The organism is Actinospica robiniae DSM 44927, assembly GCF_000504285.1.
Lineage (GTDB): Bacteria > Actinomycetota > Actinomycetes > Streptomycetales > Catenulisporaceae > Actinospica > Actinospica robiniae.
Genome location: NZ_KI632511.1, coordinates 9034816 through 9054971 on the forward strand (window position 1 = coordinate 9034816; position 20156 = coordinate 9054971).

Below are 20156 nucleotides of genomic sequence, written 5' to 3' on the forward strand. Positions count from 1 at the left end.
TGTGACGCAGGATTTCGTCGATGAGCTCGACCTGTCCCTCATCAACGCGCTCCAGGTGGCGCCCCGGGCGTCGTGGAGCGCGGTGGGCGCGGCCCTGAACGTGGACCCGGTCACCGCGGCACGGCGTTGGGAGCGGCTGGAGACGTCAGGGCTGGCCTGGGTCACCTGTGTGGCCGGGCCGCTGGCCCACGGCGAGTTCTGCATGGTCTATATAGACGTCGCGTGCCGACCGGGCCGGCTCGAGGACGTCGCCGCAGCGCTCAACGGCCATCCGGAAGTCCGCTACCTGCACCAACTCGCCTCGGAGTACGAGCTGCTCGTCGTCATCGCCGTCGCCGAACCGGCTGACGTGGCCGTTTACCTGAGCGCGCGGCTCGCCGGGACCGACGGGATCGCCTCGTACCGCGCTCACGTCCGCACGGCCGGGTATCGGGAACCGAGCGGTTGGCGGCTGCATACGCTCACCCCGGCACAGCGCAGCGCGCTCGAATCCACCGCACGGCCGTCCGCCCAGCCCGACCGGCGCCATGTGCGCACCGATGACGTAGACCGGCGGCTCTTCGCTCTCCTGCACGAGGACGGCCGTATGCCGGCCAGCCGCGTGGCGCTTCGCGCCGGAATCAGCGAGGCCTCCGCTCGGCGGCGGATCAGCCGTCTGCTGGTCAACCAGTTGGTTCGGCTGCGCTGCGAGGTGGCGCAGTCCGTGTCCGGCACGCCGGTCACCGCCGTCCTCCGCCTGCGCGCGGCCCCGGAACGGCTCGATGCGACGGCCCGTCAGCTGGCCGTGCTCCGCGAGACGCGCATGTGCTGCGCACTGGCCGGCCCCGAAAACCTGCTGCTCATGCTCTGGCTGCCCACGCTCGGTGACCTGCCGCGTTTCGAGGCCGCCCTGGCCGAGCGGATGCCGGGGCTCACGATCGTCGACCGGTCCGTCTGTCTGCGCACGCTGCGTCAGATGGGACGGCTGCTCGACGGCGCAGGCCGGGCCGTCGGCCGAGCGGAGGAGGGCTGGCCGCTCGGCGCGGCGGACACGGGAGCCGCCGGGTAGCCGGTGAACGGCGATCGGGCGGGTACTGGGCGCGGCGCGCGCCCCGATTGCGCGTGCTCATACCCCTAGAATCGGGACAAGCTTGGAGGAATCACCAACCAGGAGGCGGTCGAGGTGGCAACGACCTACGGCATGGGCGTGCGGCTGGTCGGCAAGGCGGACGGGTTCGAGCAGGCGGTCGAGCGGGTACGCGCGGAGCTGGGCGAGCAGGGCTTCGGCGTGCTGACCGAGATCGACATGCGGGCGACGCTGGCGGAGAAGCTCGGCGAGAAGATGGAGCCCTACCTCATCCTCGGCGCCTGCAGCCCCGAGCTCGCGCACCGCGCGCTCTCGATCGAGCGGGAGGTCGGGCTGCTGCTGCCGTGCAACGTCGCGGTCTGGGTGGACGGGGCGGACGTGCTGGTCGAGGCGCTCGACCCGCGCATCCTGACCGGGGTCACCGGCCGGGCCGAGTTCGCCCCGATCGCCGACGAGGCGGGCGAGCGCCTCTCGGCGGCGCTGGCGGGCCTGGTCGCCGGCGCCGGGGAATGACCGCGGGGGCATCGCCGGTTATACCCCGCGGGGTATGACACACCCGAAGGAGGAAAGCATGAGTGACACGGCCATGGCTCGACCCGTCGAGCTGACCACGGAGAACTTCGACGAGACGGTCAGCAGCAGTGAGGGCTTGGTGCTGCTGGACTTCTGGGCGTCGTGGTGCGGTCCATGCCGGCAGTTCGCGCCGATCTTCGACAAGGCCGCCGCCAAGTACCCGGACGCCCTGTTCGGCAAGGTGGACACCGAGGCCCAGCCGGAGCTCGCGGTCGCCTTCGAGATCAGCTCCATTCCGACGCTGATCGTCGTGCGCGACGGGATCATCCTGTACGCCCGGCCCGGCGCGCTGCCCGAGGCGGCCCTGGACGAGCTGATCACCAAGGCCCGCGAGCTGGACATGGAGGACGTACGCCGGCAGATCGCGGAGTCGAAGTCGGACGAGGGCGCCGAGTAGATGGACGGCCTCGATTGGGACGAGGCACACCGTCAGGCGCCGAACCGCCCGGTCGCCGAGCCGTTCACCCGAATGGCCGAAGGAGTCGGCCGTGCGGATTGACCCGGACGACCTCGACGACGTGGTGCGCCGCCTGCGTCGCGCTCAAGGCCAGATCGGCGGGGTGATCCAGATGATCGAGGACGGCCGCGACTGCGAAGACGTGGTCACGCAGCTCGCCGCCGCCTCCCGCGCCCTCGACCGGGCCGGCTTCAGGATCGTCGCGACAGGGCTCGAGCAGTGCCTGCGCAGTGAAGAAGCGGGGTCGGAGCAGGCCGCGCGCGACCGCGCGCAGATCGAGAAGCTGTTCCTGACGCTGGCCTGAACCCGCGCGAGGCCGGCTGTGCTCAGCCGGCCTTCTGGCACGACGGGCACCAGTAGGTGATCCGTTCCTGGCCGGCCGGTCCCTGGTCCGCGTACCGCACGGGCGTACCGCAGCGCAGGCAGGTTCCGCGCTTGCGGCCGTAGACCCACAGGTTGCGGCCGGGACGGGTGTCTCCGGTGGTCACCCGGACCGTTCGCTCTTTGTTGAACTCCAACAACCGTCGCGCCTGCCCGACCATCCGCGGCAGGTCGGGCACCGCTCCGACCGGGGTCCAAGGGTCGACGCCGGCGAGGAAGCACAGCTCGGATTTGTAGACGTTGCCGACTCCGGCGAGGTTCGCCTGGTCGAGCAGCGCTTCGCCGATCTGCCGGCCGGGGGCGCGGCTGAGACGGCGCATCGCCTCCGCCGGGTCCCAGTCCTCGCCGAGCAGGTCGGGGCCGAGGTGGCCGACGGCGCGGTGCTCGTCGGCGGTGCGCATGAGTTCGAGTACGGGCAGGCGGTAGCCGACGGCGGCGCAGTCCTCGTTCTCCAGGATCGCGCGGATCTGGTGGGCGGGGCCGCCGCGCCAGGCCTGACCGGCCGCGAAGACGAGCCAGGCGCCTTCCATCCGCAGGTGGGAGTGCAGCGTCCAGCCGTGGTCGAACCGGGTGAGCAGGTGCTTCCCGCGGGCCTGGACGTTCTCGACGGTGTGGCCGCGCAGGTCGACGGTCGCGAGCTTGGGCACTCGCAGGTCGGTGCGGATCAGCGCGCGGCCCGCCAGCGCCCGGTGCAGGCGGTGCGCGGCCTGCCAGACCGTGTCTCCTTCGGGCATGGCGCCATCTTCCCATCCGCACCGCCGGGTAGGGGAAAACCCGAAGTCTCACCGGTCTCGCCGCTAGTTTGGAAGGGATGGTTCTTGCCCGTCTTCGCCGAGCAGGAAGGCTTCGCCCATGGCCCTGGTGGTAGCGGTCACCACCAGCGAGGGCACCGTGCGCGGGATCAGGTCCGCCGACGGTGTCGCCGCGTTCAAGGGAGTTCCGTACGCCGCGCCGCCGGTCGGGCGCGATCATCTGCGGCCGCCGAGGCCGGCCCGGCGTCGACCCGGCGCCTTCGACGGGGTCTGCTACGGTCCGACGGTGGCCAAGGCGCCGTACCGGCCGCCGTACGACCGGCTGCTGCCCGAGGTGGACATCCCGGGAGACGAGAGCCTCAATCTCAACATCTGGACCCGCGAGTTGCACGGGAGCGCGCCGGTCCTGGTCTGGCTGCACGGCGGCGGATTCCTCAACGGGTCCGGCTCACTGCCCTGCTATGACGGATCGGCGTTCGCCCGGGACGGGGTCGTGCTGGTCACTTTCAACTACCGGCTCGGCGCGCCGGGCTACCTGTATCTCGGCGACGGGCCGGTCAACATGGGACTGCTCGACCAGATCAGTGCCCTGACCTGGGTGCGGGAGAACATCGCGGCCTTCGGCGGGGATCCGGGCAACGTCACCGTGTTCGGCGAGTCGGCCGGCGCGATGAGCATCGGCACGCTGCTGGCCACCCCGGCCGCGGCCGGGCTCTTCCGCCGAGCCGTGCTGCAGAGCGGCGCCGCCCATCAGAACCATGACGTGGCCTCGGCGCGGCTGGTCACGGCCCGCTTCGCCGAGATACTCGGGATCGAGGCCACCCGCGCGGCGTTCGAGGCGATGCCGATAGACCGGATGCTGGCCGCGCAGCCGGATCTGCGCGCGCTGCTGTGGAGCGACCCCGATCCGGAGAAGTGGGGGCGGACCGTCGCCACGATGCTGCCGTTCGAACCCGTGGTCGACGGCGAGATCCTGCCGGAGGACCCGGCGGCGGTGATCGCGCGGGGTGATGGGGTGGATGTGCAGGTGCTGATCGGCTGCAATCTCGACGAATTCCGCCTGTTCACCGTGCCGACCGGGTTGTTCGACGTGATGCCGGAGGCGGTCGCGCGCACCACGGCGGCGCGCTACGGGCTGGACCCGGACCACGCGTTCGACGTCTACCGTACGAGCCGGTCCGCCTCGATTCCGGGGGAGCTGCACGCGAGGCTGGTGACGGACTGGATCTACCGTATTCCGGCCCTGCGACTGGCCGAGGCGTACGCGCGCCGGCGGGCCGGATCGGTTTACGTGTACGAATTCACCTGGCAGCCATCTGCCTTCGACGGCAAAATCGGGGCCTGCCACGGGGCCGAATTGCCCTTCGTCTTCGACAATCTCGGCGACGACGGCTTCCACGCGCTGCTCGGCTCCGACCGGCCGCGCAAGCTCGCGGACGCCATGCATTCGGCCTGGCTCGCCTTCGCCCGGGATGGCGATCCGGGCTGGTCCGCGTACGACGTGCACTCCCGCTCGACGATGATGTTCGACCTCGAATCGGCCGTGGCCACCGACCCCCGGGCCGAGGAGCGGCGGATGTGGGAGGGCATCCGGGACTGAGCGGACTGAGGCCTCTGCGAAACCGATGGGCTTCAATGCCAGGCGTACTCGGCCGGACTCGGTGCGGCAGCGTGCGCCGGCGGAGGCTCCGGATCGCCGAGGACGGCGCGCAACAGGTTCGGCACGCGCAGCTCGGCGTCGGACTCGCCAGTGGGGGCGTGCACCAGGCCGCGACTGATCAGGACGCTGAGGTCCTCGACGATCTCGTGCTGCGGTCGGCCCACGGCGATGGCCAGATCGCCCACGTTCCACCCGGGGTTCGGACGGACGAGCTCGCGCAGTACCGCCAGCCTGCGCTCGCCGAGTGCGTCGAGGCTCGAGGCGAGCAGACCGCCGAGCGTGGCTGCGGGGACGGCCGGATCGCGGCTGGGCACGGCCAGGCCGAGCAGGTCGGCGGAGGACGCCCGGGCGATCTGCCGCAGCGTGAACACGCGGAAGAACCCTGCGACAGCCTCCAGCGCGGCGGGCAGGCCGTCGAGTCGACGGCACAGCAGCGCCGCCGCCGCGGCGTCGGCCGAGTCCAACGTGAATCCGGGCCGGACCTCCGTCAGCCGCTCCATCAGCAGCCGCATCGAGGCCAGGCCGGTGCACAGCTCGGCCGCCGGAACACAGCAGTACGCTGCGGCGGGCACCGGAAGCGGCGCGATCACGGCGGACTGGACGCCCGTCATCTGCCAGGGCGCGCGCGAGGTGCTGATCACGCGCACGTTGGGGCAGTAGGCGAGCAGGTCCTCCAAGCCTGCCGGCACGTGCGTGTCGGCCGCGCCGTCGAAGACGATCAGCGCCTCGTGACGGCCGATGAGCCGGCAGACCTGCGAGACGTCCTCGGCCCCGGATTCGAGCAGCAGCCGCAGTGAGCGCAGCAGCGGGCTCGAGGCGCCGTGCCCGTCCGGGGTGCGGGCGGCCGCGCCGATCCACAGCACCGGCCAGCCGCGCCGTGAGGCGAGCCGTGCCGCGATCTCGGAGGCCACCCGGGTCTTGCCCACGCCGGGCAGCCCGGAGAGCGAGACCATCCGGCGCCGGCCGGATTCGAGCACGTCGATCATGACCCTGATCTCGGTGTCCCGGCCGAGGATCGCGTTCACCGGGCGCGGCGCGGCCAGGCCCAGCTCCGGCTGCGCCGGACGACGCCGGCCGCGCAGTCCAGCGTGGATGAACAGCTCCCGCACCAGGCCCTGCAGCCTGAGTCCGTCGGCGAGCAGCTGCACCGTCTGCACCCGGGCGTGCGCCCGGCCGGACTCGAGGTCGCGGATCGCGCGCGGGCTGATCGTGGACTGATCGGCCAGCGCCTTCTGGGTCAGGCCCGAGCGCACCCGGATGGACCGGAGCAGCTCGGCGAAGCCGCTTTCCTCCTCGGCGCCGGGCGGGGCGGACGGGGTGCGGATGACGGCATGGGGGCGGGGCGAGAGGGCGGAGTCGGGCACGATGACTCTCTCTCCGGGCGCGACGTGGCGGCCGACGCCCGCTGGGTGGGTGGGGGAGAGGCGGCTCGCGTCCCGGCCGGCGCGTGGGCGGCGCCGGAACGGAGACCGGAGTTTTGCTCAGCCCGTGGGGCGTTCGCGCACGCTCGCCCTCCTTCCGCCTGCCGAGATCCACCGTTCGCCCCCGGAGCGGCCGCGCCCCACCGGCCGTCGACACCGGGCCGCGTGCTCCACCAAGCACAGTACCCTGATTATGCGTTCTGTCATCTGCCGTAAGCGCCGGGTGGCCAGGGTGGTTCTGACGAGCTGTGATGCGCCCGCGCACGCGCCGGTTCAGCCGGTGGGACGGACTCCCGCGCGCCCTCGCTCGAGGTCGTAGACGAAGAAGCGGCGCACGGCCCGGCCCAGGTCCTCGACGCGGTGGAAGCCCCGCCGGGCGAGTTCCACCTGGGTCTCGACGGGCGCGCCCGGCCGGCGCCAGTGCCGCAGAAAGAGCGAGCCGCACACGGTCGGCGGGGGCACCTTGACCCGGTATCCGGCGGCCAGCGCGGCATCGTCGGCCCGCACCACCGTCTGCTCCCAGGCGGCCCGCGCTCCTGTCTCCCGAAGCCGGTCGAGCACCGTGGGCCGCCAGTCCAACGAGGCCCAGGTCGGCCACACCCGGATCATCACGAGGCGCAGCCGCCTGTCCGGGTCGGCCTCGGCCATCTCCTCGGGCGTCAACCACGAGGCGAGAGCCGCCGGCAGCGGGAGTTCGCCGTCGCAGCCGAGTTTGGCCCGTGCATACGCGGTCGGCGTCAGGCCCCTGCTCTTCGCCAGTTTGTCGAGCAGCTCACCCAGCGCGTCCTCGTGCAGTGCCGGGTAGTCCTCGCCGAAGAGCCGAGCTGCATCCAGGACATCGAGGTCGGATACCTTCGGGCCCTGATCAGATCCGCTCGATCGCCTTCCCAGCAGCCGATTCTGGTTGATGCCGGTCAGCGCGCCGGGATCGATCGGTCGCGGCCGAAGCGCACGAGCCTGGTCGTCAGGGTGCGGACGGCCTACTTCGACGAGAGCCTGCAACGCATCGCGTCGCTTGAGATCCCAGTCTCCTGAGTCGATTCCGCGTCGCAGGATATTGAGCGTATCCAGATCCTCCGGGCCGAGGCTCGCCTCGATCTCGTCCCAACTGCGGGCGGTGAACGGCAGCTGTTGGGCCGCCTGCACCACCCGATAGCCGGATTCGGCCGAGAAGGCCCCTTCGGCAGCCCCGTGCCGGCTGCCGTAGCGCAGACTCACCAGGGCTACGGTCTGCGGGGGATAGCCGAGCTCGGCGGGGCCGTGCAAGACGCCCACCTCGTCGTCGCCGTCGATCTCGGCAGAGACGTACATAGCGAAGACGCCGCCGAGGCCGCGCATGCCGTACGGCACCAGTTCGGCCGCTCGCAGTGCGCCCATGCTCGCCGCGCCCACCACATGTACGCCCTGGTTGATCAGCCACAGGAACTCCTTGTGGCCCACCGAGCGCCGTTCGCGGAAGTAGCCGTCGATCACCAGAGCCGTGTCGCCGCGCCGCCAGTCCTCGGCCAGCAGATCTCCACGCGCTGCCGGCGGGCGCACCACCGCCCTGGGCAACGCGGCGACGACCTCGTCGGCGGACAGGGTGGGCCCGGTGTAGACCACCACGCGGCGTCCCATCTACAGCACCTCCGGGCTGATTCGAGCCCCCGGCACGATCACCTTGACCACCGGCACGCCGATCTCCTCATGGCTCAGATCCACCACCAGCGGATGCCGGCCGAAAGCCGCGGCCGTGCACATCACCGCGTGGGCGAGGTCTTCGAGCAGGCTGGCGTGCTCGACCGGCTCGCTGATCAGCTCTTTGATACCGGCCAGGGCGGTCGGACGGGGCCGGTGTGCCGGCGGCAGCTCGCTTCCGGCCGTGCCGTCGAGATCGTCGCGGGCCCCCGCGATGTAGGTCAGCCGGGTCTGCGCGGCCTCGGTGATCGCCCGGCTCAGGGCTATTTCAGGGTTCAGATGGCAGCCGAAGCCGAACATCTCGGTCGGGTAGTCGTCGTCGCACATCCAGGCCAGGAAGCAGGGCATGCCGGTGGCGGTCGGCAACAGCCTCACCGCCAGATGCACCCGGGCCCGCTCGACCTGATCGCAAAGCCCTTCGATCATCGGCGAGCCGAGGCTGCGCGGATCGACCGGGACGCCCAGGTCCCCGCCGTCGCGGAGCGCGGCTGTGCTCGCATCGCGCTCGATCACCTCGTACAGGGCGTGCAAGGTGGCCTCGACCAAGGTGTTACCACTCGCGAGACCGTTGGTGGAGGCGAAGAACCCGGGCGCGTGCCAGTCGTCGCGCAGCTCCATCGACAGCCCGACGACGTCGGCCGGCACCAGTGTCGGCATACCGTCGGCCAGCGATCGCGCGCCCACCCAGTCCAGCTCGAGCGCGTCGTGCCACAGGCTCGGCAACGCGAGGGCGAGCGCGTCGACCGGATAGCCGAGGCTGCCGTCGAGCTCCCGCGCCGAAGCCCTTACCACCGGGTTCGGCGGCTGCTCGGCATGCCAGAGCTCGATCGACTCCATGAGCGCGGAGAGCTTGGCCAGCTCGGCCGTCGCCCCCTTGCCCTGCGAGACCGCGACGGTTCTGGCCGTCGGCCGGATCGCCTGATAGGTGGGGATGCCGATCGTGTCGAGCCGGGTGACGTCGGCCAGCCGGGTCACCCCGACCCGTGCGGCGGCCCGGCGCGCCAACGCGGAGGTCGCCTCGGGCGGCTTGGCCCGGTAGGTGCCGGGCAGCCGGAGTTTGGCCTTGTCCTGGGCAGTGGCGAGCCATTCCAGCGAGGGCGCGGGAGCGTCCGGCGTCATCACAGGTTCTCGGTTCGCCGGATCAGGCCGCGGCTGGCCAAGCCGTTGCCCACCAGCGCGAGCGCGGCCAGCACGACCAGGCTCGGCCAGGCCGTCCCGAAGCCGAAGTACGCCGCGTCGCGCATGCCGTCCACCGCGTATGTCACGGGATTGACGTAGCTGATCCAGCGCAGCACCATGGGCAACTGCTGCGATGTGGAGAGCGATGGCGCGGCGAAGACCAGCACCGGCATGGAGACCGAGGTCAGCACCATGAAGGTGCGGTAGTCCTGGGTCGAGATGGCGGCCGCCAGGTACAACCCATTGCACGCGATCGACGCGAGCAGCAGCGCGACGATCAACGCGATCCAGTGCTCGAGGCTGAGCGGGTACGAGAACAGCAGGGCGCCCACGATCAGCGCCACCACGGACTGCGAGACCACCAGCGTCACGCCCGCGCCGAGCTTGCCGAGCAGGAACCGGGAGCGGCGCAACGGATAGGACCACAGCTGCGTCGCGACGCCGCTCATCTCCTCCTGGAACAACGCCATCGACGTCGTCCCCGAGGCGCTGACGACCGACATCGCGAGCACCATCGGCATCAGGAAGACGGCGAAGCGCAGCTGCACGCCGCGGTACTGGACGGTGTTGACGACGTTGCCGAGAGACGTGTTGACCAGCAGCAAGTACACCAGCATCGGCGTCAGGCCCAGGATCAGGTTCACCCGGTTGCGCGCCAGCAGCGCGTACTCGCGGTAGAGCACGGCCTTGAGGTCGGCCGCGTGCGCGGAGACGGTGGGCGGGGTGTGAGTGAAGGTCAGTTCGGCCACCGGGCTACTCCGCGTCCTCGGTCATGCGCAGGAAGACCTGCTCCAGCGAATCGGTGATGTTGTAGACCCCTGAGATGGCCACGCCGGTGTCCTGGCAGTGCCGGGCCAGGTCGGTCAGCACGTCCTTGGTCTGCTTCCCGTCGATGCGCACCACGTTGTCCTCGGACTCGGCCGCATACCCCGCGGCCTCGGCCCATGCCTGCACGGCCTTCGCTCCGACCTGGTCCTCGAGCTCGACCTGGAGGTGGCCGCTGCTGTACTCCCGCACCAGCTCGCGGGTCTGCGCGAAACGCAGCACCTTGCCGTTGTTGATCACCATGACGCGCTGGCAGTTGCGCTCGATCTCGTCCATCAGATGCGAGGTCCACAGCACGGTCACGCCGAATTCCCCGCGCAGCCAGCGCACGAACCGCTCCACCTGGTGGCGGCCGGAGACGTCGAGACCGGCCGAGGGCTCGTCCAGGATCAACAGCTTGGGAATGGTCATCAGGGCCCGTACCAGCTGCAGCCGCTGGCGCTGGCCGCCGGAGCACTGGAACGCCAGCCGCGTGAAGATCTCGTCGGCGAGCCCGAGGTGCTCGGCGATCTCCTCGACCCAGGGCTGGGCCGAGCGCCAGCGCAGCCCGCGGAACCGGGCCGCGATCTTGAGGTTGTCGCTGACCGTCAGCATCTCGTCGAACGGCGCCACCTGATGCATCGCGCCGACCGCGGACTTGGCCGCCACCGGGTCGCGCACCGGATCGGCTCCGTAAACCTGCAACCGCCCGGTGGTGGGGGGAGTCACCCCGCAGACCATCTTGATCAGGGTGGTCTTGCCGGCCCCGTTCGGGCCGAGCAGCCCGACCGTCTCGCCTTGTGCGATATCGAAAGAAATGCCGTCCACGGCGGGCGTCTTCTTGCCCTTATAGCGTTTGACCAGGTCCACCGCGGTCACCACATCGGTCGGCACGATACCTCCCTTCACCGGTTGACGCGGATCGCACTTGCCCTTTTGGACCGTACGGCAACACCCGCGGCACCGGACCGGGCCGGCTGAAACTGCCGCCATGCTGCCGCCGATCTGCCCTCCGGGCCGCGAACCGCGTCGTTAGCATGCGCTGTGTGGGCGATATCGAATCCGGACGGGTCGAGGACGCGGCGCCCGTCGTCGTCCTGGTGGACGGCGTCGGCGGCGGGGAAACGGCCGCCGTGGCGCGGCTGCTCGCGCCGCTCGGCACACCCACGCTGCTGCTCGGACCGGCAGATCTCGCTGCCGGTGCGTTCGCACTCGACGTGAGCCGCGGTGTCCTCGAGATCGAAGGAAGAATCCTGCGACCCGTCGTCTCCTGGATCCGGCTCTGTGGCATCGGTGCGCTCGCCGCCCGCAGCCACCCGCTCAAGGCGCAGGCGTGGTCCCGTTTCTTCAAGCAGCTCGCGGCTGTGACTCCGGAGACGTTGCCCGGCCCGGCTCCGGACGGCATCGCCCAGCTGCGTGACGCTGAGCGCCACGGATTCCGTGTCCCACGAACGGTGTTGGCGACGGACGTCGCTGCCGCCGCGAGCCGACTCAATGCTCCGCGGATCATCGTCAAGTCTCCTGACTTCCGGCTCTACACGGCCGATCGCGAACGCTGGCCGGCGCTCGCTCCGGTAGTTCTCGATCGCGACGCCGCACTCGCTCACCCGCGCGTCGAACGGCCCGTGGTCGTGCAGGAACACCTGGCCGGGGCTCGGGAACTGCGCGTCTACCACCTCAACGAGGCCTTGTGCGCGTTCGAGGTGCACGCGGACCAGCCCGGCCAGATCTGGACGGACCCGGATGGGGTGAAAGTGGAATGGGTGTCGTGCCCGCCCGAAGCCGAGCGCGCCGTGCGCAGGCTGTGCGCCACCTGGGGTCTGCGCTACGGAGCCTTCGACCTGCTGATCGAAGATGACGGCTCGCCGTGGTTCCTCGAAGCCAACGCGGACGGCGATTGGCGTTGGTACGAACGTAAAACGGGCCGGTCGGACGTGTCGTTCCTGGCGGCGGTGATGGTGCGTGAGTTGTATGTCCGCAGTGGATCGTGAGGAGCGCGCGCCGATGGCCGTGAAGTTCGGTGGACGCATCTCCGCCCGCGAGGCGCAGCTGGTGGCGATGATCGCCCGCGGCTACACCACCGACCGTGCCGCCCGGGAGCTGCGGCTGAGCCGGCACACCGTGGGCGAGGAGATCAGCATCCTGCTCGGCCGGTTCGAGTGCAGCAACCGGGCCGCGCTGGTCGCCTACTGCTACGTGCACTGCCTGCTGCCCGTCGGCATCTGGCCGCCGCCCTACGAGCCGCACGCCCCCGCGGAGAGGTGAGAGCGATGAAGGATCCGCTGGAGGCCCTGCGCGCCGCGGGCTGCCCGGTCGACCTGCTCAGCGAGGCGCAACGGCTCGTGCTCGCCGCTCTGACGGAACAGGAGACCGAGCTGCTCGTCTCGGTCCAGCAGCGCCTGCGCGCCGCCGAGGGCGAGGTCACCGGCCACGACTGGAAGATGCTTTGAGCCGCCGGCTGGTGACCGTGCTCTTCCTTGACCTGGTCGGCTGGACCTCCCTGTCCGAGCGGATCGACCCCGAGCCGCTGCAGACGCTGCTGGAGAGTTACTACGAGGTCTGCTCCGCCGCGGTGGCCGAGCAGGGCGGCGAAGTGGAGAAGTACATCGGTGACGCCGTCATGGCCGTGTTCGGAGCCGCCGCCGCGCTGGAGGACGACGCGGTGCGGGCGTTGCGCACGGCCGTGCGCATCCGCGACGGGGTCGGCGCCCTGCCCGGGCTCGGACCCGAGCCGGGCACCGCGCTGCGCATCCACGCCGGGCTGGCTGCCGGGGAGGCGCTGGTCACCCGCTCCTCGCTGGCCGGGCTGCGGGTCGTGGGCGACGTGGTCAATCTCGCCGCACGGCTGCAGTCCGCTGCCGGGCCGGGCCAGATCCTGGTCAACGAGGTGGTCGCGGACCTGGTACGGCCACGGTTCAGCCTGGTCGCGCTGCCGCCGCTGGCGCTGAAGGGAAAGGCCGAGCCGGTGCCGGCGCTGCTCGCGGCCGACCAGGAAGCCCCGGCCGAGCCTCCGGCCGAGAGCGCGATGGTCAACCGTCTCGCCGAACGCGCCCGCTTGCGCGAGGCGTACCGGCACGTGGCGGCCGGCGGCGACGCCCGCGTCGTGGCGGTGCGCGGACCGCTCGGCATCGGCAAGTCCCGGCTGATCCGAGAGGCGTTGCGGGAGCTGGGCGCGGACGGCGCGGAACCGGCCATCGTGATCGGCACGTGCCCGTCCTACGGCGCGAACGCGGACCGCGCCGCGCTGCTGCAGGTCCTCGACGGGCTGGCCGCCGCCTCAGCTTCCTGCGCCGAGTTGCTGGAACGCGGGCCCCACGTCGCCGCGGTGCTCGATGCCCTGCGCGCACAAGCCGGGGCGGAGCGCGTCGCTGATGCCGGCCCTGGCCCGGGGGTGGAGGAGATCGCCTGGGCGGCCAGGGAATTGATGAGCACCGCGGCACAGGACCGGCCGCTCGTCGTCGTGTGGGACAGCCTCGAATGGGCGAGTGCTGCGATGCTCGACCTGATCGGCTCGCTCGCCGCCGCGATGCAGTTCCAGCCGGTCCTCACCGTCTGTGCGACGCGGCCGGAGCTCGCTGCGTCGAGCCCGCCCTGGCTGCGCGAACCGCACGTCGCAGAGGTCATCGACGTCGGAATGCTCGACCGGTCCGACACCGCGGAACTCGTCGCAGCGCTCGCCGGCGAGGTGCAGGCCTCCGAGCTCGGCTTGGCCGACCGGGTGGCCGACTACAGCGCGGGCAATCCGCTGTTCATCAGGCTTCTGCTGGAGTCGTCCGGAGCCGGCCGGCCCCTCGGCGACGTCCCGCCGACGCTCACCGCCGTGGTCGGAGCAGCCATCGACCGGCTCCCCGAAAGCGCGCAGGCGCTGCTCGGCGCGGCGTCCGTCGTCGGGCCCTGCTTCAAGCGAGCCGACCTGACGCTGCTCGGGGTGGCGGCGACGCCCGAGGATTTGGCGGTCCTGGCCGAGCGGCAGCTGGTGCGCGCGACGAACGTCCCAGGCGCGTACAGCTTCGTCCAGCAGCCCGTGCACGAGATCGCATATGCGAGGCTTGAGAAAGAGCGCCGGCTCGCGTGGCATCGAAGGCTCGCCGAAAGCCAGGTGAGCCCCGCGTTCCATTTCGAGGCCGCCCTGCGCCTGTTGGACGAGTTGCGGCCGCATGATCCGGAGCGTGTGGACGCGGCCGCGAGTGCCGCCCGAACGCTGCTTCAAGAGGGTACCGAAGCGCTGCGTCAACGCGATGTGCTCGTGGCCGTGGGTCGGCTCGAGCGTGCGCTGAGATACGCCGTCGAGAGCGGTGACCCGTGCGGATCGGCCGCGGCCGTGCGTCTGAGCGACGCGCTCGCGCTGACCGGCGACATGCCTCGCGCGCTTGAGGTGATCGAGGAGACGGCGTCAAGGTGCGCTGGCCGGAATGTGTGGTGGACCTGCCTCGTACAGCGGCGGCTGTTGGCGCTACGTCAGGGCATTGAGCCGGAGATCCGGGTCGACGTGCTGGCCGACGAACTCGCTGACGGTCGCGCCGAGACGCTCGCCTGGTGCCGCCTGGAGCAGTTGCGGATGGAGGCGCAGCTGCGCGCCGGCCGCTACCGCGCGGCGGAGACCGCCGTGTGCGCAGCGCTCGCGCATGCCCGAGCGCTTGGCGACGTCTATGAAGAGGACCGGCTGATGGCCGCGCTGTGCGAGGTGCGGCAGTGGTCGCCGACCCCGATCGCGACGAAGCTCGAAGCCTGCGCCGAACTGCTCGACCGGTTCGCGCTCGACCGCTTCCTGCTCATCCCGGTGCTGACGGCACAGGCCAGGGCTTTGGCGTTGATCGGCGACGCCGCCGGCGCGTGGGCCGCGTTGGAGCAGGCGGGCGCGGCGGTGGAAGCGCTGCAGTTGAGCCTGGGCAGAGTACTGATCGCGCAGACGTCGGGCTTGGTGTGCGCACTCGAGGAGAACCCGGCGGAGGCCGAGCGCCACTACCGGATCGCCGCGGAGACGCTGGAGGACGCCGGCCTGGCTCCGGCCGCCCTCACCCTGCGCGTGCAGGCGGTGCGAGAACAGGTTCGAGCCGGCGATCCCCAAGTCGCGTCAGCCGAGCTAGCCTGGCTACTGGAACAGCGGTCTGCGATGGATCTGCGCGGCAGGCTTCTGTGTCTGTCCGCTGTGATGCGCGTACCGCCCGGCCCGGATCTGAACCCTGCGCAGCTCCTCGAGGAGATCACGCCCTTGCTCGCCGAGACCGACGACCCGTGCCTGCGCGGCGAGGTGTACTTCGACCTCGCCCGCGCCCACCGCGAGCTCGGCCGCCACGCCGTCGCCGAACGGCTGCTCGACGCCGCAGAGCACTGCTATCAGTCGATCGGCGCGAGCCGGCCGCTGCGGACGGTGCGGGCATGGCGATGACCGACCCTGCGACCGACCCTCCGGCCGGCCCCGCGGCGGGATCCGAAGCCGCCGCCGCGCCCGCCCTGTGGCGCCGCGACCGTGCCCAGAGCCAGCTCGGCATGCCGGCGTGGAGTATGCCCTCGGTCGGCTACCGCGACGAACCCCTGCCGGCGGACCTGTTCCAAGGCATCGACCGGGATTGGGCCTGGGGCGGCTCGGACGGCGCCGGTGTGCGCGTGTGCGTACTGGACAGCGGCATCGACGGGAGCCACCCGATGGTGGGCGGGGTCGCGCAGGCCTGGCAGCTCGTCGGCGAGGAGGGCCGGGCGCCGCGGGTCGAGCCGTGCCCTCCCCGCGACGTGGCCGGCCACGGCACGGCCTGCGCCGCGATCATCCGCTCGCTCGCCCCCAGAGTGGAGATCAGCTCTGTCAAAGTCCTGACAGACGGCAAGACCGGCAGCGGCGCGGCCCTGATCGCCGGGCTGGCGCACGCGATCCGCGAGGGCTTCGACGTGATCAACCTGAGCCTGTCCACGAACCGGCCCGAGTTCCGCAGCCGGCTGGCCGAACTGTGCGACCAGGCGTACTTCCGCCGCTGCCTGCTCGTGGTGGCCGCGCACAACCTGCCGATCCAGTCCTTCCCGTGGAACTTCGCCTCGGTCGTCTCCGTCGCCAGCCACGCCGAGCCGGACCCGTACCGCTACTACTACAACGCCGCGCCGCCGGTGGAGTTCTGCGCCCGCGGCGTGCGCGTGCCGGTGGCCCGGCCCGGCGGCGGGACGACCCGCAACACCGGCAACAGCTTCGCCGCCCCGCACATCGCCGGCCTGGCCGCGCTCATCCTCGGCAAGCACCGGTGGCTCACGCCCTTCCAGCTCAAGAGCGTCCTGTACCACTGCGCCGACAATGTATCCCAAGGGGTTGATGGTGGAGTCCTCGTCGCACGCACCGTATAGCACGCAGGTCGAGCGCAGCCTGCTCGACTCCGTGGTGGCCCTGGCCCGGCACGTCTTCGGCGCGGCCGCGTCCTCGGTGTTCATGCTCAGCGAGGAGCGCGGCGAACTGGTGTTCGCGGCTGTGGCGGGGGAGGGCGAGGAGTCCCTGGTGGGCACCCGCATCGCCATGGGCACCGGCATCGCCGGCTGGGTCGCGGCCAGCGGCCAGACCATCATCACCGACAACGTCGCCGACACCGACCACTTCGCCAAGGACGTCGCGGCCTCCACCGGCTTCCTGCCGACCAGCATCATGGCCGCGCCCCTGGTCGCCGACGGCGAGTGCATCGGCGTCCTCGAGGTCCTGGACCGGCACACCGTCGGCGACGCGGGCCGCGAACTCGACGACATGGAACTGCTCGGCCTGCTGGCCAGCCAGGCCGCGCTCAGCCTCGACCTGCTGCGCCGAAGCGAGCGCGGCGGGTCGGCCTCCCGCCGCATGGGCAGCCTGATCGCCCGCCTGTCCGAGCACGCCGCGATGGACGCCGACGATCCGCTCGCCGTCGCGCTGCTCGGCGTCTCGCTCGAACTGCTCGACCGGGCCTCCCCGTCAGGCGGCTGAACGCAGCTCCCTGCGACCTGCGCGAGCAGCCCACCACTCGGCGAGGCCCGGGTACTGGCCGATCGCCTCGTCCTCGGTCAGCAGCCGGTCCGAACCCTCGGTCAGTTCCCGGAAACGTTCGCGTCCGCTGGTCGGGTCCGGCGGTAGCAGCGCCTGCGCGCGGAAGAGCTCGGACATCAGAGCCCTGCCGTTGAGGCGCTTGCGCGCGGCCGATTCCTGGACCCGGCGCTGGTACTCGGTGCGCTCGTCGCGCGTACTGGAGCCGCCGATGCGGGCCCGGTCCACGTCCGTGGCCATGCGCCAGGACCGCTCGGCCTCGGCCGCGATGACGGCCTGCAGCTCCGGGAACAGCGCCGGGCTCGGCCCGTCGCGGGAGAGTCGCTCGCGCATACGCAGGGCACTGATCGCGGCGACCGACATCCCGTGCGAGTGCACCGGATTCACCGCCACCAGCGCGTCCCCGACGACAAGTAAGCCCCCTGGCATGCTCGTGCGCTCGAAGTAGCGCCGGCGGTTCCAGGTGTTGCGATAGGGCCGCACCGGGCCGAGCGGTACGGCGCACGCCATCAGCTCCGCCACGACACCGCTGCGCAGATCCCGCGCGAACGCGGCGAAGCCGGCCTCGTCCACCGGCGGATGGCCGCCGTGGGTGCCGGTGAGGGTGACGATCCAGCGGCCGCCCTCGATCGGGAAGAGCGTCGCGCCCCGGGCCGGCCCGCTCGTGGCCGGCGGATGCAGCATGATCGCCGGAATACGCGAGGCCAGGTCTTCCGGCGCGCGGTAGAAGCGGGTCGCGTAGGCCAGGCCCGAATCCACCTTCTCCTCGTCCACGGCCGGGCCGCCGATCTCGGCCAGCCACGCCGCGGCCTTCGACCTGCGGCCGGTCGCGTCGACGACGAGATCCGCGGCGAGTGTCTCCACGCCGCCGTTCGGGCGGCGCACCACGACTCCGTCGACGCGCCTGGCGTCACCTGAGAGTCCCAGCGCGCGCGTGCCCGTGAGCAGCCGGATCGTTCCGCTCGCCAGCGTCCGACGACGGATCAGATGGTCCAGCTGCCACCGGCTGCACGAGAGCAGACCCGCCTCGCTCGGCTGCCTGCGGAACCAGCCGTCCGCGTGCAGGATCAGCGTGCCCTCGGACAACCCACGGTGGTGGGCGCCGTGCGCCAGCACGTCCTGCACGCAGCCGGGCAGCAGCTGATCGAGCGCCCGCGCCCCGCCGCTGACCAGCACGTGGTTGTGGTGGGCCTGCGGCAGCCCGTTGCGCTCACCGGCGCCCCGGTATGTCGCGCCCTCCACCAGCGCCACCTCGTCGACATGCTCGGCCAGCGCCAGCGCGAACAGCACGCCGGCGAAGCCGCCGCCGAGGACGAGCGCCCTCGTCACGACTGTTCGGCGAGCAGGCCGCTCTCGACCATCGTCGTGATGAACGCATCCACCTCCGCCTGGATCTGACGCCGCAGCAGCTCGTTGTGCCCGCCGTAGAGCAGCGAGAGCTGCGCGGCCACCGGCTCGCGCTCGCCGTCGCTGGCGACCAGGGCCCAGATCTGCGCCCCGGTGCCGTTCAGGGACAAGAAGTCGCCGGTCTCGGTGTGGTAGAGTGAGACGCCCTCGGCCGTCTCCTGCCAGATGATTGCTTCACTGACCTGCAGGGACACCTTGCGTACTCCTTCGCACGGGGGTCAGGGGGAGCAGCTTGCCGACCTCGGCCCGGCTCGGCGCCGCGGGCGCCGGCGGGTTCGGCACGTACGTCTGCCAGTCGTCGTGCACGGCGTGCACCTCGCCGGTGGCCACCATCCGCGGCACCGTCATCTCCAGGTGCGCCTCGGCCAGCTGCGCCCGGGTGTAGCCGGCCTCCAGCCAGAGCTGCGAGGTCACGCCGTGGCGCAGGATCCGGCACTGGGTGCGGCTGTTGCGCTTGAGGCTGCCGGAGTCCGACATGTGAGTGGCCCGGCAGCCGCCGCCGCACGAGGCCTTGATGTAGCAGCGGGAGCAGTCCGCGTGGTACTCGCCGGCGAACGAGACCGTGCTCATCCGCATGCCGCGCAGCACCGGCCCCTCGAAGATCTCCCGCAGCGGCCGCTCCCGGACGTTGCCCGCGTACGCGGTCTGATCCGTCACCAGCTTGCACGGGTAGACGTCGCCGAGCGAGTTGATGTAGATCTCGTTGCCGCCCATGCCGCAGTTGGCCTTGACGCTGCAGGGCGAGAGCGGCCGCGGTCCGTCCGCCTGGATCTTGCCGGTGACCGGCGAGGTCCACACGATCTTCTGCACCCGCAGGTGGTCGCGCCACCCGAAGTCGTACTCGTCGGACACGCCGCGGCCGAGCTGGTCGTGGTTCATCAGCCGGATGCTCTGCACGTCGAGGTCTTCCATGAACACCGCGAAGTCCTCGAGCTCTTCGACGTTGTCCGAGGTGACGATGTGGTTGATGTTCGGCCGCACGCCCTCGGCGTTGAGCAGCTTCAGCGCCTTGTGCGTCTTGGCGAACGAGCCCTTGCCGCGGGTGCGGTCGTGGCTCTCCGCGGTCGCGCCGTCCACCGACACCACCACGTTGTAGAACAGCTCCGCGAACCGCCGGGCCTGGGCCTGGGTGCGGATCATCGTCGCGTTCGTGATGATGTTGCAGTTGAGCCCGCAGGACTTGGCGTGCTCCACGATCCGGAACAGGTCCTTGCGCAGCATCGGCTCGCCCCCGGTGAAGACCACCGTGTTCGTGCCGAGCTCGGCGAGCTGCTCGACCAGCCTCATCGACTCCGCGGTGTCGAGCTCGCCCGGCAGGCACTTCTCCGAGGACGCGTAGCAGTAAGGGCAGCGCAGATTGCAGCCGTCGGTGATGGCGTAGTACGCGTAGAACAGCTCCGGCTCGGAGAACCCGATTGTGGCCCGGTGCCCGTTGTAGTAGACCACCCAGCTGAGGATGAGCTTCGCCAGCGCGCGCTCGTTCTCCTCGGTGTCCTCGATCGGCAGCGGTTCGCCGTCCTGCTCGACCCCGGCCAGCGCCTGCAGCACCCGGAACTCCCGCGGGCCGAGCAGGCACCGCGCGCCCGCCTCGGGATTGACCACGAGACGGTCCTCACCATGGGTGAAATAGGTCAGATCCGCGGGCACCTCGAACAGGTGACGGCTGCTCACCAGCTTGCGACCCATCAGCTCCCTCACTTCGCTCGCTCGGGTCCATCCGTTCCGCCGGCACGGGTGCGGCCCGAACCGCCGGCCGGGACCGGATTCCGGTCCGCGGGCGCCCGGCGGGCCAGG

20 protein-coding genes are annotated in these 20156 nt (G+C 71.2%); 11 read left to right on the forward strand and 9 right to left on the reverse strand.

Annotation, left to right across the window (positions count from 1 at the left end):
* Position 1: 1 nt before the first annotated feature.
* The 4 genes from ACTRO_RS38830 to ACTRO_RS38845 all read left to right on the forward strand — a co-directional run bounded on the left by ACTRO_RS38830 (position 2) and on the right by ACTRO_RS38845 (position 2400).
* Positions 2-1048: an Lrp/AsnC family transcriptional regulator gene (locus ACTRO_RS38830; protein ID WP_034271354.1), complete on the forward strand. Its 1047-nt coding sequence runs from the start codon at positions 2-4 to the stop codon at positions 1046-1048.
* A gap of 132 nt (positions 1049-1180) precedes the next feature.
* Positions 1181-1579, forward strand: a complete 399-nt coding sequence (locus tag ACTRO_RS38835; RefSeq protein WP_034271356.1) for a DUF302 domain-containing protein — start codon at positions 1181-1183, stop codon at positions 1577-1579.
* 73 nt (positions 1580-1652) lie between these two features.
* Entirely contained in the window at positions 1653-2036 is a 384-nt protein-coding gene (gene trxA, locus ACTRO_RS38840) for a thioredoxin (RefSeq protein WP_034271359.1), read from the forward strand.
* 91 nt (positions 2037-2127) lie between these two features.
* A complete protein-coding gene (locus ACTRO_RS38845) occupies positions 2128-2400 on the forward strand; it encodes a metal-sensitive transcriptional regulator (protein ID WP_034271362.1) in 273 nt (90 codons plus the stop codon).
* Positions 2401-2422: 22 nt separating this feature from the next.
* On the opposite strand, the gene ACTRO_RS38850 is transcribed toward ACTRO_RS38845, so the two are convergent.
* Positions 2423-3211 (reverse strand): Fpg/Nei family DNA glycosylase, encoded by a 789-nt coding sequence (locus ACTRO_RS38850; RefSeq protein WP_034271365.1) that lies wholly within the window; start codon positions 3209-3211, stop codon positions 2423-2425.
* Positions 3212-3329: 118 nt separating this feature from the next.
* Here ACTRO_RS38850 and ACTRO_RS38855 point away from each other — a divergent pair, with 118 nt between their 5' ends.
* Positions 3330-4829: a carboxylesterase/lipase family protein gene (locus ACTRO_RS38855; RefSeq protein ID WP_051452063.1), complete on the forward strand. Its 1500-nt coding sequence runs from the start codon at positions 3330-3332 to the stop codon at positions 4827-4829.
* 32 nt (positions 4830-4861) lie between these two features.
* Here the strand turns inward: ACTRO_RS38855 and ACTRO_RS38860 are convergent, their stop codons facing one another.
* From ACTRO_RS38860 to ACTRO_RS38880, 5 genes are all read right to left on the reverse strand, one after another.
* Positions 4862-6253 carry a helix-turn-helix domain-containing protein gene (locus ACTRO_RS38860; RefSeq protein WP_034271368.1) on the reverse strand — a complete coding sequence of 464 codons (1392 nt, stop codon included), beginning with the start codon at positions 6251-6253 and terminating at the stop codon, positions 4862-4864.
* A 330-nt stretch (positions 6254-6583) separates the two neighbouring features.
* On the reverse strand, positions 6584-7927 hold the full coding sequence (locus ACTRO_RS44545; protein WP_051452064.1) for a TfuA-like protein: 1344 nt from the start codon (positions 7925-7927) through the stop codon (positions 6584-6586).
* The gene (locus ACTRO_RS38870; protein WP_084316863.1) at positions 7928-9106 is read right to left on the reverse strand and encodes a YcaO-like family protein; all 1179 of its coding nucleotides are present in this window, start codon (positions 9104-9106) and stop codon (positions 7928-7930) included.
* On the reverse strand, positions 9106-9915 hold the full coding sequence (locus ACTRO_RS38875; protein ID WP_034271371.1) for an ABC transporter permease: 810 nt from the start codon (positions 9913-9915) through the stop codon (positions 9106-9108). Before ACTRO_RS38875 ends, ACTRO_RS38870 begins: the two co-directional genes overlap by 1 nt.
* 4 nt (positions 9916-9919) lie before the next feature.
* Complete coding sequence (locus ACTRO_RS38880; protein WP_051452065.1) at positions 9920-10864, reverse strand: ABC transporter ATP-binding protein; 945 nt, start codon at positions 10862-10864, stop codon at positions 9920-9922.
* 206 nt (positions 10865-11070) lie between these two features.
* On the opposite strand from ACTRO_RS38880, the gene ACTRO_RS44550 reads away from it, so the two are divergent.
* The 6 genes from ACTRO_RS44550 to ACTRO_RS38910 are packed head-to-tail and all read left to right on the forward strand — an operon-like array spanning position 11071 to position 16898.
* A complete protein-coding gene (locus ACTRO_RS44550; RefSeq protein ID WP_157436690.1) occupies positions 11071-11961 on the forward strand; it encodes an MvdC/MvdD family ATP grasp protein in 891 nt (296 codons plus the stop codon).
* Between the two features lie 13 nt (positions 11962-11974).
* Entirely contained in the window at positions 11975-12235 is a 261-nt protein-coding gene (locus tag ACTRO_RS38890; RefSeq protein WP_034271373.1) for a LuxR C-terminal-related transcriptional regulator, read from the forward strand.
* A gap of 5 nt (positions 12236-12240) precedes the next feature.
* The gene (locus ACTRO_RS38895; RefSeq protein ID WP_034271376.1) at positions 12241-12420 is read left to right on the forward strand and encodes an aroma-sacti cluster domain-containing protein; all 180 of its coding nucleotides are present in this window, start codon (positions 12241-12243) and stop codon (positions 12418-12420) included.
* Positions 12417-15359, forward strand: a complete 2943-nt coding sequence (locus ACTRO_RS38900; RefSeq protein WP_034271378.1) for an adenylate/guanylate cyclase domain-containing protein — start codon at positions 12417-12419, stop codon at positions 15357-15359. Before ACTRO_RS38895 ends, ACTRO_RS38900 begins: the two co-directional genes overlap by 4 nt.
* Positions 15350-16297, forward strand: a complete 948-nt coding sequence (locus tag ACTRO_RS38905; protein WP_211244563.1) for a S8 family serine peptidase — start codon at positions 15350-15352, stop codon at positions 16295-16297. Before ACTRO_RS38900 ends, ACTRO_RS38905 begins: the two co-directional genes overlap by 10 nt.
* Positions 16266-16898, forward strand: coding sequence for a GAF domain-containing protein (locus ACTRO_RS38910; protein WP_034271381.1), 633 nt, complete (start codon positions 16266-16268; stop codon positions 16896-16898). Before ACTRO_RS38905 ends, ACTRO_RS38910 begins: the two co-directional genes overlap by 32 nt.
* On the opposite strand, the gene ACTRO_RS38915 is transcribed toward ACTRO_RS38910, so the two are convergent.
* The 3 genes from ACTRO_RS38915 to stsB are packed head-to-tail and all read right to left on the reverse strand — an operon-like array spanning position 16887 to position 20048.
* Positions 16887-18284 carry an NAD(P)/FAD-dependent oxidoreductase gene (locus ACTRO_RS38915; protein WP_051452067.1) on the reverse strand — a complete coding sequence of 466 codons (1398 nt, stop codon included), beginning with the start codon at positions 18282-18284 and terminating at the stop codon, positions 16887-16889. The two genes, ACTRO_RS38910 and ACTRO_RS38915, sit on opposite strands and share 12 nt — an antisense overlap.
* Entirely contained in the window at positions 18281-18556 is a 276-nt protein-coding gene (locus ACTRO_RS48435; RefSeq protein WP_034271384.1) for a PqqD family protein, read from the reverse strand. Before ACTRO_RS48435 ends, ACTRO_RS38915 begins: the two co-directional genes overlap by 4 nt.
* On the reverse strand, positions 18537-20048 hold the full coding sequence (gene stsB / locus ACTRO_RS38925; protein WP_051452068.1) for a StsB family radical SAM/SPASM domain sactipeptide maturase: 1512 nt from the start codon (positions 20046-20048) through the stop codon (positions 18537-18539). The genes ACTRO_RS48435 and stsB overlap by 20 nt, the downstream gene beginning before the upstream one ends.
* Positions 20049-20156 lie beyond the last annotated feature (108 nt).

Excerpts from the sequence above, each read along its gene's own strand:
- ACTRO_RS38905 (WP_211244563.1), top strand. The coding sequence starts at position 15,350 with ATGGCGATGACCGACCCTGCGACCGACCCTCCGGCCGGCCCCGCGGCG.
- ACTRO_RS38910 (WP_034271381.1), top strand. The coding sequence starts at position 16,266 with ATGGTGGAGTCCTCGTCGCACGCACCGTATAGCACGCAGGTCGAGCGC.
- ACTRO_RS44545 (WP_051452064.1), bottom strand. The coding sequence starts at position 7,927 with ATGGGACGCCGCGTGGTGGTCTACACCGGGCCCACCCTGTCCGCCGAC.
- stsB (WP_051452068.1), bottom strand. The coding sequence starts at position 20,048 with ATGGGTCGCAAGCTGGTGAGCAGCCGTCACCTGTTCGAGGTGCCCGCG.
- ACTRO_RS38890 (WP_034271373.1), top strand. The coding sequence starts at position 11,975 with ATGGCCGTGAAGTTCGGTGGACGCATCTCCGCCCGCGAGGCGCAGCTG.
- ACTRO_RS38895 (WP_034271376.1), top strand. The coding sequence starts at position 12,241 with ATGAAGGATCCGCTGGAGGCCCTGCGCGCCGCGGGCTGCCCGGTCGAC.
- ACTRO_RS38870 (WP_084316863.1), bottom strand. The coding sequence starts at position 9,106 with ATGACGCCGGACGCTCCCGCGCCCTCGCTGGAATGGCTCGCCACTGCC.
- ACTRO_RS38835 (WP_034271356.1), top strand. The coding sequence starts at position 1,181 with ATGGGCGTGCGGCTGGTCGGCAAGGCGGACGGGTTCGAGCAGGCGGTC.
- trxA (WP_034271359.1), top strand. The coding sequence starts at position 1,653 with ATGGCTCGACCCGTCGAGCTGACCACGGAGAACTTCGACGAGACGGTC.
- ACTRO_RS38855 (WP_051452063.1), top strand. The coding sequence starts at position 3,330 with ATGGCCCTGGTGGTAGCGGTCACCACCAGCGAGGGCACCGTGCGCGGG.
- ACTRO_RS38850 (WP_034271365.1), bottom strand. The coding sequence starts at position 3,211 with ATGCCCGAAGGAGACACGGTCTGGCAGGCCGCGCACCGCCTGCACCGG.